The organism is Aestuariivirga sp. (assembly GCF_037139295.1).
In the GTDB taxonomy this organism is placed as follows: Bacteria; Pseudomonadota; Alphaproteobacteria; order Rhizobiales; family Aestuariivirgaceae; genus Aestuariivirga.
This window is the reverse complement of record NZ_JBAXGR010000003.1, coordinates 96,608-112,830: the sequence shown is the minus strand read 5'-3', so window position 1 is coordinate 112,830 and position 16,223 is coordinate 96,608. Positions and strand designations below refer to the sequence as shown.

Genomic DNA, 16,223 nt, shown 5'->3' with positions numbered 1-16,223 from the left:
GCATGAGGCGGCTGGCAATCGCCTTCGCCGCGCTTCTGTCGCTGACAGTGCCCGCCTTCGCCCATGCCGCAGGCCGCGGCTTCGTGATGCTGCTGCCAACCGGTTGGGTGATCGCGGGCGGTGCGCTGGCTGTGCTTGTCTCGTTTGCCGCCGTATCGCTGCTGCCGCGCCTTGCGATGAAGGTGCCGTCACCTGTGCCGCCGCTGGCGCCCGTGGTGGCGCAGGTCATGAGCCTGATCTCGGCGCTCGTTCTCGCTGTTCTGATCGTGATGGGCTTCATCGGCCCGCGAGACCCTGTCGAAAACCTGCTGCCGCTGGCCATCTGGACGCTGTGGTGGGTGGAGATCGTGATGCTGCACCCGTTGTTCGGAAACCTGTGGGAGTCGATCAACCCGCTGCGCGGACCTGCTGCGTTGCTGACGGGACGCTTCGGCCGCGCGGAGGCTGCAGCGCCACTGCGCTACCCGGCCTGGGCCTCCTATTGGCCGGCCATCGTCATCTTCTTCGGCTTCGCGTGGTTCCAGCTGGTCTATCCGGCACCGGAAGACCCGGCGGCCCTGGCGGTCGCCGTACTGGTCTATCTCGGGGTCAGCTTCGCTGGCGTGCTGGCCTTCGGGGTGAAGGACTGGCTGGGAAAGGCTGATCCTTTCGCGGTGTTCCTCGCACAGCTCGGCGCTGCGGCTCCGCTGGGGCGCGGTGGATTGCGCTGGCCGGGGGCGGGGCTGCTTTCGCTGCCGGTGCTGCCGCTGAGTGGTGTCATCTTCGTGCTGCTGACGCTGGGCACCATCACCTTCGACGGATTCGCCAATACCTTCCTGTGGCTGTCGACAATCGGCATCAACCCGCTGGACTTCCCCGGCCGCTCGGAGGTGATGGGGGCGAACACGCTCGGCATCCTGCTGGTGAGCGGCGTGCTGGCGGCGGGCTTCTTCGCAGCGGTGCGGGTCGGCTGGACCTGGGCGGCAAGGCCGGGCTCGTTCGCGCGATTGTGCGGGCGGCTGGTCTATTCGCTGATCCCCATCTCCATTGCCTATCACTTCGCGCATTACCTGAGCGACACGCTGGTGAAGTCGCAATACCTGCTGCTGGCGCTGAACGATCCCTTCGAGACCGATGCCGATCTGCTCGGCATTGGCCACGCGCATGTGATGACGTCGTTCCAGAACACGGCATCGGGTGCGCTGGCAATTTATGCGGCGCAGACCTCCGCGCTGGTGATCGGCCACGTCATCGGCGTGGCCGTGGCGCATTCAATGGCGGTGGAGGAAGGGCTTTCTCCGCAACGCGTGATGAAGCTGGAGCTGCCGCTGGCGCTGTGCATGGTGGCCTATACGGGCTTCGGCCTGTGGCTTCTGGGTGCGGCTGCGATTTCCTAGAGCTGGGATTCGATCGGCAGCCAGGAGATGAACCACGCCGGGAGATAGCGTCGCAGCGGGGCCTCGGGTTCGGAGGCATGCGCGAGGTCATGGCCGTTCTTGCGTTCAGTCCAGACGAGGCGGCTGTTGCGGAGTGACAGCGTATAGCTGACGTCGGGCTTCATTTGTGCCTCGAGGGCGGATTTCAATTGCTGCGCGATGCCGGGGCACGAGATGAGCAGCCCCATCTCGGTGTTGATCGAGGCTGAGCGCGGGTCGAGGTTGAAGGAGCCGACGAAGCCATGGGCATCATCGATAAGGAAGGCCTTGGTATGCAGGCTCGCGGTGCGCGAGCCAAAGAGCGAGGCACGCCGACGCCGCGGCTCCGGTTTCATTTCGTGGAGTTCGACACCGGCGGAGAGCAGCGCGCGGCGATACCGGGCATAGGCGCCGTGAACGGCAATGACGTCGGTAGCCGCCAGTGAATTGGTGAGGATGCGAATGCTGGCGCCCCCTGCTGCGAGGCAGGCCAGCGTGCGGGCACCCGCCGTGCCGGGGATGAAATAGGGAGAGCTGACGAGCAGGCTCAGCTTGGCCGCTGCGATGAGACCGTTGATGCGCTCGCCCATCCATGTCTCGCGCGCGAGACCCGCCGCCTTCTCGGGCGGGTCGGCCAGGACCTCGACATCCCTCGACCAGTCCAGCAGGCTGGCGCTGGCGAAGTCCGGCGCCTTGGCGTGAGCATTGACATGCTCGAGCATGGCCACCGCGCGCTCCGACGCCGCATGCTTGTCGAGGCGGGCCGCCAGCCTGGTGAAGCGCGGGCGGCGCAGGCGGCGGAGCTTGTGCAGGGTGCGGATGGGCAGTGCAGGCTGGCTGTTCCAGTAGCGGTCGAAATTGGCCTGCGCCGCCGCGAGGCAATCGCCCACGGCCAGCACGTCGATGTCATGGAAGTTGGCCTCGGCCGAGGCATCGAAATATTCATCGCCGATGTTTCGGCCCCCGGCAATGAGCACGCGGCCATCGGCCAGCCAGCATTTGTTGTGCATGCGGCGCGTGGCCGTGAAATACTTGAAGATGAGTTCGACGCCGCGACGGAACGTGTTGGTGCGGCTGCGGCTGGGGTTGAACAGTCGCACCTCGATGTTGGGGTGGCGGTCGAGTGCCAGCAGTGAAGGGTCGAAGCCGAAGGAATTGATGTCGTCCAGCAGCAGGCGCACCCGCACGCCCCGTTCCGCCGCCGCCACCACCTCGCGCATCAGCAGTTGGCCGGTGAGGTCGCTCTTCCAGAAGTAATATTGCAGGTCGAGGCTGCGGCCGGCGAGGCGGGCGGTTTCAAGCCGGGCCCGGAAGGCGGCGAGGCTCGACGTCATCAGCATCAGCCCGCTTTCCTCCGGGTGCTCCGCCAGCAGCGGCGCGATGGCGCGGTCAAGGGGCGTCTGGTCCGGCTGGACGGAGAGCGACAGGGTGGGGGCGCCAAGGCGGCGCTGCGCCACGCGGCCGAAGGCATTGATGCCGGCAAGGCCGAGGATGACCACGATCGCGGCGGCGACGGCCATCAGGGCCCAGATCTGGAAAGAAAGGTGCAATGTTCAGTCCGTCATGTTAGCGCCAAGAACAGTCTTGAACCTGCACGCCCGACTGGGCACCTTGTCATGCCGGACAGCACGAGTCATCCGGGGTGGAGAAGGGCCCGGACGGCGAGGATGAATGCACGATGAAACATATCGTTCCCGCACTGCGCCGGAACCTCACCCGCGGGGCCGGCCGGGAGCCGGGGCCTGTCGGTCAGAAGCGCCCCACCCATGACGGCCATGACCCCGCGCTGACCATTTCGGTTGCCTCCTACAATGTTCACAAATGCGTGGGCACGGATGGTGTGTTCGACCCTGGCCGCATTCTCAGCGTGGTGCTGGAACTGGGGGCCGACATCGTGGCGCTGCAGGAGGCCGACCAGCGCTTCGGAAGCCGCAAGGGCCTTTTGGACCTCAAGGCACTTTATGAGAAGGGCGGCTACCGCTCGGTGCTGGACGTAGGTTCGCGCAAGCTGAGCCATGGCTGGCACGGCAACGTCATCCTCTATCGCGAAGCCAGCGGCAAGGTGGCCAATGTGCACAAGATGGCGCTGCCCGGCTTCGAGCCGCGTGGTGCGGTGCTGGTTGACTTCGAATTCTCAGGCTTGCCGCTGCGAATCATCGGCGCGCATCTGGGCTTGTTGAAGTCGTCGCGCGCCCTGCAGGCAGAGGCGATACTCAATGTCGCCCACCCGGTGGATGACCGCGCGCTGATCCTTTTGGGCGACACCAACGAGTGGCGCACCGGCGGGCGCTCGGCCCTCAAGCCCTTCGACCCGCACCTGAGCGACGTCGACATGACCATCGCCAGCTTCCCCTCGCGCTTTCCGCTGTGGCCCTTGGACCGCGTGCTCACCAACAAGCATGTGACGGTCTATGAAATGCAGGCGGTGGAGACGGAACTGTCACGCATCGCGTCCGACCACCTGCCGGTCAAGGCGGTGATCGGGGTGACGCGCGGTCGTGCCGTGGCTGGCGGCTGAGGGCGCGTTCCGTGGACGGCCCAGCGCCCGCACCGCAACTTGTTATCTTCGATTGCGACGGCGTGCTGGTGGACAGCGAGATGCTGAGTGCCGGTGTGCTCATGGCCATGATGGCGGGTGAGGGCTTCCCGCTGTCGCAAGAGGCCTTTCGCAGCGACTTCCTGGGGCGCAGCTTCTCCGCCGCTGCCTTGCGCGTGCAGGAACGTTTCGGGCGACCGCTGCCGGAGGATTTCGAAAGCCGCTATCGCGACCGCCTGTTTGCGGTGCTGGAGGACGAGTTGAAGGCGATGGACGGCGTGGCGGAGGTGCTGGCCCAGCTGCGCGTGCCCTTCTGCCTCGCCACCAGTTCGACCCCGCGGCGGCTGGCACTGTCGCTGCGCGCGTCGGGCCTTGCGCAATTCTTCGAAGGGCGCTGCTTCACCGCCTCCGAGGTGAAGAAAGGAAAGCCTGCTCCCGACCTGTTCCTGCATGCCGCAACACGGATGGGCTTTGCACCAGCGCAGTGCCTGGTGATCGAGGACAGTGAGCTGGGCGTGCGGGCCGGGATGGCGGCGGGCATGGAGGTCTGGCATTTCGCCGGGGGTTGCCATGTGCGGGCGGGCTACAGGCTGCCGTCGGAACTCATGCCGCAGCGTGCGGTGCCGGGCATGCGCGAGCTGGGAGCTGCCTTCCGCGAATTGGGGCTTTCCTCTTCGGCCCTCTCACCTTAGTTGTGTTCGGGAAAGGTGATGGCATGACCCGGAAGATCGACGCGGACAGCGACAGGCTTGACGATGCGGCGCGCGCCGGCTGGCTCTATTACATCGCCGGCAACACCCAGGACGAGATCGCGAAGAAGCTGGGCGTTTCCCGCCAGACAGCGCAACGGCTGGTGTCCCTCGCCGTCAGCGAGAAGCTGATCAAGGTCAGGCTCGACCATCCGATCGGCCGCTGCATCGAGCTCTCCGGGCGGCTCAAGGAGGTCTATGGCCTCAACATGTGCGAGGTCGTGCCGGCGGATCCTGCATCGACATCGGATTCCCTCGGCGTGGCCGAGGCCGCAGCTGCCGAGCTCGAACGCTATCTGGTCTCGCAGCATCCGGTGATCTGCGCCATGGGCACGGGCCGCATGCTGCGCGCCATGGTGGAGCAGGTGAGCCCCATGGACTGCCCGCAGCACAAGATGGTCTCGCTCGTCGGCAACATCGCGCCTGATGGATCGGCCTCGCTGTTCGACGTGGTGAGCCGCATCGGCGACCGCGTGAAAGCGCCGCATTATCCCATGCCGCTGCCGGTGATCGCCCCCACCGTGCATGAGAAGACGTTGCTGCTGTCGCAGAAGACGCTGCGCAACGTGATCGAGCTTGCGCGCCAGGCGGACGTCACCTTCATCGGCATCGGCACGGTGGACGAGACGGCGGCGCTGCTGCGCGACGGCTTCGTGCGCCATGACGAGATCCGCGCGCTGATGCGCGCCGGTGCCGTTGGCGAGATCACCGGTTGGGCCTTCGATGCGCAGGGCAGCCTGATCGAGGGCCTGACGAATGACCGCGTGCTGAGCGTGCCGCTGGATCAGCCCGCCGAGAAAAAGGTGATTGGCGTCGCCATGGCCACCGCAAGGCTGCGCGCCGTGAAGGGCGCCATGCGCGGCAAGCTGATCAACGGCCTCATCACCAACGAGACGATGGCCGAGTTGCTGCTCGAAACCTAGACGTAGCCCGTGCAGCAGAACGCCACTGGCCCCGTCATTACCGCGCGGCCATCCTTCAGCAGGCGGATCAGCAGCGTGCCGCCGGGAAGGTGCACGGTGAACGCATCGCCCTTCAGGAGCCCGCGCAGCCGCCCTGCATAGGCTGCCACACAGGCACCAGTGCCGCAGGCTTCGGTGAGCATGCCGGGGCGTTCCCACACGGCGAGCTTGAGAGTCCGCTCATCGACCACCTGCGCCACACCGACATTGACGCTTTGCGGGAACAAAGGATCCTGCGCGATGCCCGGTGCAGCGGCGGGAATGTCGACGTCCTGATCCACGAAGAACACCGCATGCGGATTGCCGATAGACAGCGCCACGCCATCCTTCAGCGGGCCGCTCACCAGCGGCAGATGCGGGTTATCGACCGAGATGGGGCCGAGCATGACGCTGACGTCCCAATCCCCGTGTTTCCGGCAGTGCAGGGGGCCGCCGAGGCTGTCGATCAGCACTTCGCTCAGGCCCGTCTCATCAAACAGCAGCCAGGCGAGGCAGCGGGTGGCGTTGCCGCAGGCCTGGGCCTCGGTGCCGTCGGTGTTGTGGATGCCCATGAATGCGGCGGCAGCGGGCGTGCGCGGCGGCTCGATGGTGATGACCTGCTCGGCACCCACGCCCTCATGCACGTCACAGATGCGGATGACCTCCGCTTTGGACGGCAGGGGTGCCGCGCGGCAGTCAAGGAAGACGAAGTGGTTGCGCAGGCCCTGCATCTTGATGAAGGGGCGGGCAAAGGGCTGTTGCGCGGGCGGCAGCAACCTGAGGAAATCGGTGACTGGCATCGCCAGAGAAGAGAACCGCGCCGGACGCTTGTCAACACCTGCAGCCCGCGGGCCGGACGGGGTTGACACCTCATGCCAAAGCGCGGAGCATGTTGCAAAACAGTGACGAGTTGACGTGAAGAAACACCTGATCCGCAACAACGACGTTGCCGCGCCCTTCGGCAGGGCTCGCACATGAGTGCATCGGCGCTTTCTGCGGCGGACAGGCGGCGGCCTTGGCTGCTGCTGGCGCCGTCGCTGATCACGCTGTTCCTGCTGATGATCCTGCCCATCGGCATCATGACGATCTTCTCGTTCTATGAGTTCGTCACGGCGGGCGTGGAAAAGGAAACCTTCACCACCGCCAACTGGCACGAGTTTCTGACCGATCCATTCTACCACATGTTCCTGTGGAAGACGATCCGCGTGTCGGCGATCACCGCCATCCTCTGCGCCGTCATGGGCTATCCGGCGGCCTATTGCATTGCCATGACCACCTACAAGCACAAGTGGGTGCTGCTGCTGCTGCTGATCGTGCCGTTCTGGATCAGCTTCACCATCCGCACCTTCTCGTGGATTCACATCCTGGGCGAGCAGGGGGCGATCAACGTCTCGCTCTTGAAGCTCGGGCTCATCAGCGAGCCCCTGCCCATGCTCTATACCGAGGGCGCGGTGATCATGGGCATGATCCACTTCCTGCTGCCCTACATGATCCTCAACGTCTATGTGGCGATCGAGGGCATTGACCGCAACCTGATCTCGGCGGCGCGCACGCTGGGCTGCACCGCCTGGCAGGCCTTCTATGAGGTGGTGTTGCCGCTGTCGCTGCCCGGACTGATGGCGGGTCTTCTCCTGTGCTTTGTGCTGGCGGCAGGCAGCTATGTGACGCCGCAGATCCTCGGCTCCACGCGCGATGCGCTGTTCGGCAACATCATCTTCGACACCATCATGGGCGAGCTCAACTGGCCGATGGGTTCCACCCTGTCGCTCGTGCTGCTGATCTTCCTCGGCGCGGTGGCGGCGGTCTACAGCCGCTATATGGGCCTGTCGCGCGTGTTCAAGGGGCTGGGCGGATGAGCCTCGACACCTCAACCAGGGGCTTCGGCTGGCGCGCGGTGCAGGTTTTCACCGTGCTGGTCTACATCTTCATGTTCGCGCCCATCCTCGTTGTCATCGTGCTGTCGTTCAACGCCTCGCAGTTCGGCGGCTTCCCGATGACCGGCTTCTCGCTGCACTGGTATGCGAAGCTGCTGGAGAACGAGTCGGTGCTGCGCGCTTTCCAGACGTCCCTGTGGGTGGCGGTCGTCACCTCCGTCGTCTGTACGGTGCTGGGCATTCTCGCCGCGGTGGCGCTGGTGCGCTATGAGTTTCCTGGCAAGGAATGGGTGAACACCATCCTCATAGCACCTGCACTGGTGCCAGAGACGGTGCTGGGCGTGGGCCTCTTGCTGCTTATCCGCTTCGCCCACCAGCCGCGCACGCTGTGGCTTCTCGTGCTGGGCCACATCATGCTCGCGCTGCCCTATGTGGTGCTCGTCGTGCAGGCACGGCTGATCGGCGTCAAGCGCGTCTATGAAGATGCGGCCATGTCGCTTGGCGCCAACCGCTTCCAGACCTTCCGCGAGATCACGCTGCCACTCATCATGCCGGCCATCGTGGCCAGCGTGCTTCTTGTCTTCACCATTTCCTTCGACAACATCACGGCCTCGATGTTCTGGCGCCCGTCGGGCGTCGAGACCATGCCGACCGAGATCCTGTCGATGCTGAAAATCTCCATCAGCCCGGAGATCAACGCCCTGGGCACCTTGATGATCGTCGTAACCGTGGGGCTTCCCCTGCTGGGCGGCGGGCTTGCCCGCTATCTGGCACGAAGCGCGCGTTGAACCACCAACAGGGAGCTACAAGAATGAAACTGACAACAACGAAACGCCTGGAACGCCTGACCGAGCGCTACATGAACGGCGGCCTCGACCGCCGTTCCTTCCTTGGCCTCGCCGCCGCCGCTGCCGCGACCGCGGGTGTGAGCATGCGCTGGATGCCCTCGGCACTTGCCGCCGCCACCGAAGTGCGCTTCGACGGCTGGGGCGGCGTGGTGCAGGAGGCAATCGACAAGTATGCCTTCCAGCCCTACACGGCCAAGACCGGCAACAAGGTTACGCAAGGCACCTTCGGCGATGAAAGCGAGATCATCACCAAGGTGAAGACCGCCACGCCGGGCGAATACCAGATCATCCATTCCTCGGGCGTTGAATACTACAAGCGCTACGTGGACGGCGGCTTCAACAGCGAGATCAACGAGGCCAACATCCCGAACATGAAGTTCGTGATGCAGGCGATGATCGACCCCTTCCTGAAGATCACGCCGAAGCTTTCGGGCGTCCCCTATGACTACGGCACCACCGGCATCGCCTACAACACCACGGTGATCTCGGAAGCCGAGGCCAAGGAAAAGGGCGCAGCCCTGCTGTTCGACCCGAAGTACAAGGGCAAGATCGGCGGTTATGGCGACATGGCCACCCGCGTCTGGTACGCGGCCCTGGCCACCGGCCAGAACCCGAACGATATCAAGGATATTGATGCCGTATGGGCGAAGGTGCGCGAGAACCGTGACCTGGTGAAGAAGTACTGGTCGTCGGGTGCCGAGCTCATGGACCTCCTCGCCAAGGGCGAGATCGTGGTGACCGACGCCTGGTCGGGCCGCGTTGCGGCACTGCAGCAGCAAGGCAGCCCCATCGGCTATCTCGATCCGGCAGGCTCCTATGCCTGGATGGAAGACATGCTGATCCTCAAGGGCTCGCCGATGGCCGAGTGCGAGGAACTGGTGAACTTCATGCTCGACCCGGCAACGGCCATCGCAGTGGCAGAGGGCCAGAACTATCCGCCCTCGCTCGACCCGATGAAGGTGAAGCTCACCGAAAAGATCGCAAAGATGCCCGCCTTCGACCCGACGGGCACCATGAAGAGCCTGACCTTCGCTGATCCCAACTACTGGGCCTCGAACCTCGACGCCTGGACCAAGCAGTGGGACCGCATCTCGAAGGGTGGCTGATCCGCAAACGACATTTCCTCTCCCGCCTTTGGGCGGGAGAGGTCTTTTTTCGCCAGAGAGTAGAGACCAGATGACCGCAGCCGCCGCCGTTGACCTTCGCCATGTGACGCTTGCCTATGGCAATTTCGTAGCGGTGAAGGACGTGAGCCTCTCGATCCGCAAGGGTGAGTTCGTGACACTGCTCGGCCCCTCGGGCTGCGGCAAGACGACGATCCTGCGCTCCATCGCTGGTCTCGTGCAGCCGACCGGTGGCGAGATCGACGTGGCCGGTCGGCGCATCGACAACATACCCATTCACAAGCGCAACATCGGGCTCGTCTTCCAGAACTATGCGCTGTTTCCGCACAAGACGATCTTCGACAACATCGCCTTCGGCCTCAAGTATCGCAATGTCGAGAAGTCCCAGATTGCCACCAAGGTTACGCGGGCGCTTGAGATGGTGCGACTGCCCGGCGTGGAGAAGAAGCTTCCCTCGGAAATGTCCGGCGGCCAGCAGCAGCGCATCGCACTCGCCCGCGCCATCGTCATCGAGCCGGACGTGCTGCTGCTCGACGAACCGCTCTCCGCGCTCGACGCCAACCTGCGCGAGGAGATGCGCACTGAATTGAAGATCATCCAGCGCGAGGTGGGCATCACCACGATCTTCGTGACCCATGACCAGGACGAGGCGCTCGCCATGTCCGATCGCATCGTGGTGATGAACAAGGGCCTGATCGAGCAGGTGGGAACGCCGGAAGAGGTTTACCGTCGCCCGGAGTCGCGCTTCGTGGCGAGCTTCCTCGGCCAGTCCAACCTGCTGCCGGGCCGCATCATGGGGATAGCCGATGGCCTTGCCACGGTGCGTCTCGACAAGGGCCATGACCTTGTGGCGGCCGCGCCTGCAAGCCTGAAGGATGGTGCAGCCGTCACTGCCATCGTGCGGGCCCAGAAGGTGGTGCTGGGGCCGCCGGAACGTGCCGGACTGAAGGGCCGCATCATCTCGACTTCCTATCTCGGAGGCTCCGCCGCCTATTTCGTCGACATGGGCGGCATCACGCTGCAGTCCATCGCGACTATTGACGACCGCGTGTGGCGCGAGGGTGAAGAGGTGTCGATTGCCATTGCCCTGTCAGATGTGCTGCTGCTCGACGAAGGCGGGCACAGGCTGCGCTGACCTCACACCGCCATGTAACCGCCGTCGATGGCCAGCACCGTGCCGGTGACGAAGCTCGACAGCGGTGATGACAGGTAGAGAACACCACCTGCGATGTCTTCCGGCTTGCCCCAGCGCGCAAGCGGCGTGCGGGCGAGGATGGCGGCATTGCGCTCGGCATTCTCGCGCAGTGCCGTGGTGAGCGGCGTCTCGATCCAGCCCGGGGCCACGGCGTTGACGCGAATGCCATCCGGCGCATAGGCAATGGCCAGCGACTTGGTGAGCTGCGCGATGCCGCCCTTTGACGCCGCATAGCCCGGAACGAGCCCGCCGCCGAAGAAACTCAGCACCGAGGCAGTGTTGACGATGCTGCCCCTGGCCTCCTTCAGCTTTGCGCGCGCCGCCGTGCAGATGCGCATGGTGCCGGTGAGGTTGATGTCGATGACGTCGGCGAAGACTTCCGGATCATGCTCCGCACCGCGCCTGATGACGCCGGCGCAGTTCACGACGTGATGCAGCGACGGGAGAGAGGTGACGAGGCTTTCGATTACGGCGGCATTGCGCACGTCCAGCAGTGTGGTGCGCAGGCCGGGCATGGCTTGCGCCGCCGTCGCTGCTTCTTCCAGCGATACACCGGTCGCGGTGACGATGGCACCCTCATCGAGAAAGGCCGAAGCGATGGCCGCACCGATGCCGGAGGTGCCGCCAGTGACGAGCACATGTTTCCCTGCAAAACAGTCGTTGGGCCAGATGCTCATCGGATGAAGCGGGTCACGTAGTCAGCACCCAGCCCCACCTTCTCGAAATGCGCCCGGCACATGTCGATCTTGGTGAAGACGTCCTCGTAACCCAGGTTCTTCCCCCACGGGTCGACGTAATACATGATGCCGTTGACCTGGAAGAAGGTGATCATCTCCTCGACGTCGTCCGGCACCACCAGCGTATGCGTCTCGCCCGGCGGCTCGAAGACATAGCTTCCGGCGGTGGCCTCCCAGTCATGCTCGAGATATTTCCAGCGGCCCTTCAGCACGAAGCCGTGCACTGCGTTCGGATGGCGGTGGCGGGAGAGAACGCCGGCCTTCCGCACCTTCAGCAGGTTCATCCAGTAGCCCTGGCTGCGGTTAAGGCAAAGCGGGCGGAACCACACGTTCTCCGCCTGAGGCACCCACAATCGTTCATCCTGCGGAATGGCATCGGGCACCACGATTTCGGCCAGCGCGTCCGGCGGGAAAGGCAGCTGGTAAGGCATGCGCGCGTGTTCGTCTGGCTCGGCCGGCATCGGAATCCCCCTTGTCGATGCCGCCAGACTAGACCATGCCGGAAGGCTGAGGAAGTCATGCCGGGCACGGCTTGCGGCAAGGAACCACGGGTCCGGTGACCGCTCTCATGCGTAAGAACAGCGAGTGACTAGAGGAACCCGCGATGCTTCTCGACCTCCATGACGTCAGCAAGTCCTACCCCACCGGCGAAGGGGTGCTGCAGGTGCTGCGCGGCGTCAGCCTGTCGCTCGATGCGGGCGAGAGCCTGGCGCTGACGGGCGAGTCCGGCAGCGGCAAGAGCACGCTTCTGCATCTGGCGGGCGGCCTCGACCGGCCGGACAGCGGCGCCATTCGCTTCGAGGGCAAGGACATCGCAGGGCTGGGCGACGTAGAGCTGGCGGCGTTCCGCCGGGTGAGCGTGGGCCTGGTGTTCCAGCAGTTTAACCTGATCCCGTCGCTTGACGTTGCCGCCAACCTCGCCTTTCAGGCGCGACTGGGCGACCGTTATGACGCGGCATGGAGCGAGCGGCTCACGGAGCGGCTGGGACTTTCGAAGCTGCTTGACCGCTATCCCGAACAGCTGTCGGGCGGGCAGCAGCAGCGTGTGGCCATCGGCCGGGCGCTGGCGGGCAGGCCACAGCTGATTCTCGCCGACGAACCCACCGGAAATCTCGACGAGGCGACGGGTGATGCGGTGCTCGAGCTGATGCTGGCGCTGATGCGCGAGAGCGATGCCGCACTGCTGATGGTCACGCATTCGAATCGGCTTGCATCAAGGCTGGGCCGCCGCCTGCACCTTGCCGCGGGAAAGCTCGGCTGATGCTCACCCAGGGCTTCGCCGTCCTCCTGTCGCACTGGTGGCGGCACAAGCTGCAGTTCGCCATGCTGCTGCTGGGGCTGGCGCTGGCCACCGCACTCTGGTCGGCCGTGCAGGCAATCAATGGCGAGGCGCGCGCCAGCTATGCGCGCGCTGCCGCCGTGGTGGGACAGGACAGGCTGGAACAGCTTGCGACGGCAGACGGCACGCGTATTCCGCAGCAAACCTACATCGCGCTGCGCAAGGCGGGCTGGCTGGTCTCACCGGTGCTCGAAGGCGAGAAGCGCTTCGGCGGCGAACGGCTGCGTATTCTTGGTGTTGATCCGATCACACTGCCGGCGGACGCCGTGCAGGTGAATGTGGGTGCGGCCGACATCGGTCTCGCTCGCTTCATCACGCCGCCCGGCCTGTTCATCATGTCGTCTGAAACGGCAGCGCGGCTGAAGGGCGTGGACACACCGCCCATCCGCATCAGCGATGCCCTGCCACCGGGGACGGTGTTGACCGACATCGGCATTGCCCAGCAGGTTCTCGATGCGCCGGGGCAGCTGTCGCGCCTGCTGCTTGCGCCAACGCAGCCCGCGGCAGCGAAGCCGCTGGCGGAGGTTGCGCCCGGGCTCGTGCGGCGTGCGCCGGCGGTTGAGAGTGACCTCTCGCGCCTCACTGACAGCTTTCACCTGAACCTCACGGCCTTCGGCCTGCTCGCCTTCGCGGTGGGTCTGTTCATCGTGCATTCTGCGATCGGGCTTGCCTTCGAGCAACGCCGCCCGGTGATCCGCACGCTGCGCGCCGTGGGCCTGCCGCTGCGCACGCTCGTGCTGCTGATGGTGGTGGAGCTGCTGGTGCTCTCCACGGTCGCGGGCCTTATCGGCGTGGCGCTGGGCTATGGGGTGGCCTCGCTGCTGCTGCCGGATGTGGCGGCGAGCCTGCGCGGGCTCTATGGCGCGGAGGTGCCGGGCTCGCTGTCGATGAGGCCTTCGGTGTGGGGGCTGGGGCTGGCCATTGCGGTGGCGGGTACTTTGGTTTCTGCCGCCTCCCGGCTGTGGCGCATCGCCACCATGCCGCTGCTGGCCCCCGCGAGGCCGCGCGCCTGGAGCCTCGCCTCGGAACGCGCGCTGCGGCTGCAGGCGGCGGGCGGTGTTGCGCTGCTCGTCGCGGCATGGCTGGTCGTGCAATTTGGGTCAGGGCTGGTGGCGGGCTTTTCTGCACTTGGCGCCATGCTGCTCGGTGCGGCGCTTCTGTTGCCGTTGGTGCTGTCGCTGCTTCTCAAGCTGGGTGAGCGGTTGTCGAAGGGCGCCATCGCGCAATGGTTCTGGGCCGATACGCGCCAGCAGTTGCCGGGGCTATCTCTGGCGCTGATGGCGCTGCTGCTGGCGCTGGCCGCCAATGCGGGCGTAGGCACCATGGTGCAGAGCTTCCGCCTCACCTTCGTGGGCTGGCTCGACCAGCGGCTGCCGTCGGAACTCTATGTCACCACGCGCTCCAATGATGAATCGCAGAAGGTGCATGACTGGCTGGCAAGCCGCAGCGATGCGGTGCTGCCGATCTGGAACACCGAAGTGCGCATCTTCGGCCAGCCGGTGCAGGTCTTCGGCATCGCCGACCACGCCACCTATCGCGACCACTGGCCGATGCTGGAGGCAACGCTGGATTCATGGGACAGGATCGCAAGAGGCGAGGGTGCGCTCGCCAACGAGCAGCTGGCGCGGCGGCAGAGGCTGAAACTCGGCGACATGATTTCCCTCGAGGGCGGGCACAGCCTGCCGCTGGTCGGCGTCTTCTCCGACTATGGAAATCCCAAGGGACAGGTGATCATCGGCGTTGATGAACTGATGACGCTCTATCCCGATGCCAGCCGGCTGCGCTATGCGGTGCGCATCGCGCACGACAAGGCGCCAAAGCTGGCGGAAGAGCTGCGTGCCACATTCGACTTGCCGGAGGAGAACGTCGTCAACCAAACCACCATCAAGGATTTCTCGCTCAAGATCTTCGAGCGCACCTTCGCAGTGACGGCGGCCTTGAACGTGCTGACGCTGGGCGTGGCGGCCATCGCCATCTTCGCCAGCCTGCTGACGCTCTCCGGAATGCGGCTGGCACAGCTTGCACCCGCATGGGCCATGGGCCTGACGCTGAAGCGGCTGGCGCTGCTCGAAATCCTGCGCAGCGTGGCGCTGGCGAGCTTCACCATGCTGGCGGCGGTGCCGGTGGGGCTTGGGCTCGCGTGGATGCTGCTCGCGGTGATCAATGTCGAGGCCTTCGGCTGGCGGCTGCCGATGCATGTGTTCCCGATGGATTGGCTGCGGCTGTTCCTGCTCGCCGTGGCGAGCGCCATTCTCGCAGCACTTCTGCCCGCCCTGTGGCTGACGCGCCGCCAGCCCGCCGATCTCGTGAAGGTGTTCGCCAATGAACGTTAGAATGCTGCTGCTCGCACTGCTGCTGATGGCAAGCCCGGCGCTGGCGCAGGGCTTTGCTGGACTGGGTGGTGATGCGCAGGGCTTCGCGGTGCCGGAGCGCGGCGTGGCCTTGTCCTTCCCGCCGGATCACGGCGCACACCCCGACTATCGCATCGAGTGGTGGTACCTCACCGCCAATCTCAAGGGGGCTGACGGCAAGGACTATGGCGCGCAGTGGACATTGTTCCGCTCCGGGCTCGCGTCCGGGGAGAAGGCAGGCTGGCAGAGCCCGCAGCTGTGGATGGGGCACGCAGCACTCACCACGGCGGAGACGCATTATTCTGCCGAGCGCGTGGCGCGTGGCGGGGTGGGGCAGGCGGGGGTCACGCTGTCGCCCTTCGTGGCCTCGATCGATGACTGGACCATGACGAGCCGTGCGTTGCCCTCGGTTGATGCGCTCTCGGCGCTCAGCGTCAACGCGGCGGGGGATGGCTTTTCCTACCGTCTCGCTCTCACGGCACAAGGTCCGCTGGTGCTGCAGGGTGACCACGGCTATTCAGTGAAGTCGGCGCAGGGGCAGGCCAGTTTCTACTATTCGCAGCCCTTCTATGAGGTGACGGGAACCATCACCGTCGGCGGCAAGGACATCGCGGTGACGGGGCAGGCGTGGTTCGACCATGAATGGTCCTCCCAGCCGCTGGCCAAGGATCAGACGGGCTGGGACTGGTTCTCCTTCCACTTCGAGAGTGGGGAAAAGCTGATGGGCTTCCGTTTGCGTGACGCGAGCGCGGGCTTCACCTCCGCCACATGGATCGCGGCGGATGGCACACCGGAGCCGCAACCGCCCGGCGCGCTGACGATGACGCCGCTCGCGTGGACGGACGTGAAAGGCCACCGCGTGCCGGTGCAGTGGAAACTCGCCCTGCCCGGAAAGGGGCTTGAGGTGACCACGAGCTCGGTGAACGCGCAGGCGTGGATGGACACGCAGGTGTCCTATTGGGAGGGGCCGGTGCGCCTCGCGGGCACGCACCCCGGCCAGGGCTATGTGGAGATGACGGGCGACTGAGCGCCGCTGGTCCGCCGTCGGGCCGGCAGCGTAATGATTGCAAATGGCCTTTGTTGTTTCAGGCCGGCCGAACTGCTACAATCCACACATTGGTTCCCCAGATCGGAT

15 protein-coding genes are annotated in these 16,223 nt (G+C 65.2%); 11 read left to right on the top strand and 4 right to left on the bottom strand.

Features of this window, described 5'->3' with window-relative positions:
- Window positions 1–2: 2 nt before the first annotated feature.
- The gene (locus tag WCJ41_RS02025; RefSeq protein ID WP_336904152.1) at window positions 3–1,376 is read left to right on the top strand and encodes a hypothetical protein; all 1,374 of its coding nucleotides are present in this window, start codon (window positions 3–5) and stop codon (window positions 1,374–1,376) included.
- Here WCJ41_RS02025 and WCJ41_RS02020 read toward each other — a convergent pair.
- Window positions 1,373–2,944, bottom strand: a complete 1,572-nt coding sequence (locus WCJ41_RS02020; protein ID WP_336904151.1) for a phospholipase D family protein — start codon at window positions 2,942–2,944, stop codon at window positions 1,373–1,375. The genes WCJ41_RS02025 and WCJ41_RS02020 overlap by 4 nt on opposite strands.
- Window positions 2,945–3,072: 128 nt before the next feature.
- On the opposite strand from WCJ41_RS02020, the gene WCJ41_RS02015 reads away from it, so the two are divergent.
- Genes WCJ41_RS02015 through WCJ41_RS02005 form a run of 3 tightly spaced genes read left to right on the top strand, consistent with a single transcriptional unit; the run spans window position 3,073 to window position 5,602 of the window.
- Complete coding sequence (locus tag WCJ41_RS02015; protein WP_336904150.1) at window positions 3,073–3,912, top strand: endonuclease/exonuclease/phosphatase family protein; 840 nt, start codon at window positions 3,073–3,075, stop codon at window positions 3,910–3,912.
- Window positions 3,913–3,923: 11 nt separating this feature from the next.
- A complete protein-coding gene (locus WCJ41_RS02010) occupies window positions 3,924–4,622 on the top strand; it encodes an HAD family hydrolase (protein ID WP_336904149.1) in 699 nt (232 codons plus the stop codon).
- Between the two features lie 23 nt (window positions 4,623–4,645).
- A complete protein-coding gene (locus WCJ41_RS02005; RefSeq protein ID WP_336904148.1) occupies window positions 4,646–5,602 on the top strand; it encodes a sugar-binding transcriptional regulator in 957 nt (318 codons plus the stop codon).
- Here WCJ41_RS02005 and dapF read toward each other — a convergent pair.
- Window positions 5,599–6,420, bottom strand: a complete 822-nt coding sequence (dapF, locus tag WCJ41_RS02000) for a diaminopimelate epimerase (protein ID WP_336904147.1) — start codon at window positions 6,418–6,420, stop codon at window positions 5,599–5,601. The genes WCJ41_RS02005 and dapF overlap by 4 nt on opposite strands.
- Window positions 6,421–6,594: 174 nt before the next feature.
- On the opposite strand from dapF, the gene WCJ41_RS01995 reads away from it, so the two are divergent.
- The 4 genes from WCJ41_RS01995 (at window position 6,595) to WCJ41_RS01980 (ending at window position 10,601) form a co-directional block, all read left to right on the top strand.
- Window positions 6,595–7,476, top strand: coding sequence for an ABC transporter permease (locus tag WCJ41_RS01995; protein WP_336904146.1), 882 nt, complete (start codon window positions 6,595–6,597; stop codon window positions 7,474–7,476).
- Complete coding sequence (locus WCJ41_RS01990) at window positions 7,473–8,282, top strand: ABC transporter permease (protein ID WP_336904145.1); 810 nt, start codon at window positions 7,473–7,475, stop codon at window positions 8,280–8,282. The genes WCJ41_RS01995 and WCJ41_RS01990 overlap by 4 nt, the downstream gene beginning before the upstream one ends.
- A gap of 23 nt (window positions 8,283–8,305) precedes the next feature.
- A complete protein-coding gene (locus WCJ41_RS01985) occupies window positions 8,306–9,448 on the top strand; it encodes an extracellular solute-binding protein (RefSeq protein ID WP_336904144.1) in 1,143 nt (380 codons plus the stop codon).
- Between the two features lie 70 nt (window positions 9,449–9,518).
- Window positions 9,519–10,601 carry an ABC transporter ATP-binding protein gene (locus WCJ41_RS01980; protein ID WP_336904143.1) on the top strand — a complete coding sequence of 361 codons (1,083 nt, stop codon included), beginning with the start codon at window positions 9,519–9,521 and terminating at the stop codon, window positions 10,599–10,601.
- 2 nt (window positions 10,602–10,603) lie between these two features.
- Here the strand turns inward: WCJ41_RS01980 and WCJ41_RS01975 are convergent, their stop codons facing one another.
- Both WCJ41_RS01975 and WCJ41_RS01970 read right to left on the bottom strand, forming a co-directional pair.
- A complete protein-coding gene (locus WCJ41_RS01975; protein ID WP_336904142.1) occupies window positions 10,604–11,338 on the bottom strand; it encodes an SDR family NAD(P)-dependent oxidoreductase in 735 nt (244 codons plus the stop codon).
- Window positions 11,335–11,859 (bottom strand): 2,4'-dihydroxyacetophenone dioxygenase family protein, encoded by a 525-nt coding sequence (locus tag WCJ41_RS01970; RefSeq protein ID WP_336904141.1) that lies wholly within the window; start codon window positions 11,857–11,859, stop codon window positions 11,335–11,337. Before WCJ41_RS01970 ends, WCJ41_RS01975 begins: the two co-directional genes overlap by 4 nt.
- Window positions 11,860–12,002: 143 nt before the next feature.
- Here WCJ41_RS01970 and WCJ41_RS01965 point away from each other — a divergent pair, with 143 nt between their 5' ends.
- The 3 genes from WCJ41_RS01965 to WCJ41_RS01955 are packed head-to-tail and all read left to right on the top strand — an operon-like array spanning window position 12,003 to window position 16,115.
- Window positions 12,003–12,659 (top strand): ABC transporter ATP-binding protein, encoded by a 657-nt coding sequence (locus WCJ41_RS01965; RefSeq protein WP_336904140.1) that lies wholly within the window; start codon window positions 12,003–12,005, stop codon window positions 12,657–12,659.
- Window positions 12,659–15,070: an ABC transporter permease gene (locus WCJ41_RS01960; protein ID WP_336904139.1), complete on the top strand. Its 2,412-nt coding sequence runs from the start codon at window positions 12,659–12,661 to the stop codon at window positions 15,068–15,070. The genes WCJ41_RS01965 and WCJ41_RS01960 overlap by 1 nt, the downstream gene beginning before the upstream one ends.
- The gene (locus WCJ41_RS01955; protein WP_336904138.1) at window positions 15,060–16,115 is read left to right on the top strand and encodes a lipocalin-like domain-containing protein; all 1,056 of its coding nucleotides are present in this window, start codon (window positions 15,060–15,062) and stop codon (window positions 16,113–16,115) included. Before WCJ41_RS01960 ends, WCJ41_RS01955 begins: the two co-directional genes overlap by 11 nt.
- Window positions 16,116–16,223 lie beyond the last annotated feature (108 nt).

Coding starts and splice junctions, on each gene's coding strand:
- WCJ41_RS02025 (WP_336904152.1), top strand. CDS start 3: ATGAGGCGGCTGGCAATCGCCTTCGCCGCGCTTCTGTCGCTGACAGTG.
- WCJ41_RS02015 (WP_336904150.1), top strand. CDS start 3,073: ATGAAACATATCGTTCCCGCACTGCGCCGGAACCTCACCCGCGGGGCC.
- WCJ41_RS02005 (WP_336904148.1), top strand. CDS start 4,646: ATGACCCGGAAGATCGACGCGGACAGCGACAGGCTTGACGATGCGGCG.
- dapF (WP_336904147.1), bottom strand. CDS start 6,420: ATGCCAGTCACCGATTTCCTCAGGTTGCTGCCGCCCGCGCAACAGCCC.
- WCJ41_RS01995 (WP_336904146.1), top strand. CDS start 6,595: ATGAGTGCATCGGCGCTTTCTGCGGCGGACAGGCGGCGGCCTTGGCTG.
- WCJ41_RS01990 (WP_336904145.1), top strand. CDS start 7,473: ATGAGCCTCGACACCTCAACCAGGGGCTTCGGCTGGCGCGCGGTGCAG.
- WCJ41_RS01985 (WP_336904144.1), top strand. CDS start 8,306: ATGAAACTGACAACAACGAAACGCCTGGAACGCCTGACCGAGCGCTAC.
- WCJ41_RS01980 (WP_336904143.1), top strand. CDS start 9,519: ATGACCGCAGCCGCCGCCGTTGACCTTCGCCATGTGACGCTTGCCTAT.
- WCJ41_RS01975 (WP_336904142.1), bottom strand. CDS start 11,338: ATGAGCATCTGGCCCAACGACTGTTTTGCAGGGAAACATGTGCTCGTC.
- WCJ41_RS01970 (WP_336904141.1), bottom strand. CDS start 11,859: ATGCCGGCCGAGCCAGACGAACACGCGCGCATGCCTTACCAGCTGCCT.
- WCJ41_RS01965 (WP_336904140.1), top strand. CDS start 12,003: ATGCTTCTCGACCTCCATGACGTCAGCAAGTCCTACCCCACCGGCGAA.
- WCJ41_RS01960 (WP_336904139.1), top strand. CDS start 12,659: ATGCTCACCCAGGGCTTCGCCGTCCTCCTGTCGCACTGGTGGCGGCAC.
- WCJ41_RS01955 (WP_336904138.1), top strand. CDS start 15,060: ATGAACGTTAGAATGCTGCTGCTCGCACTGCTGCTGATGGCAAGCCCG.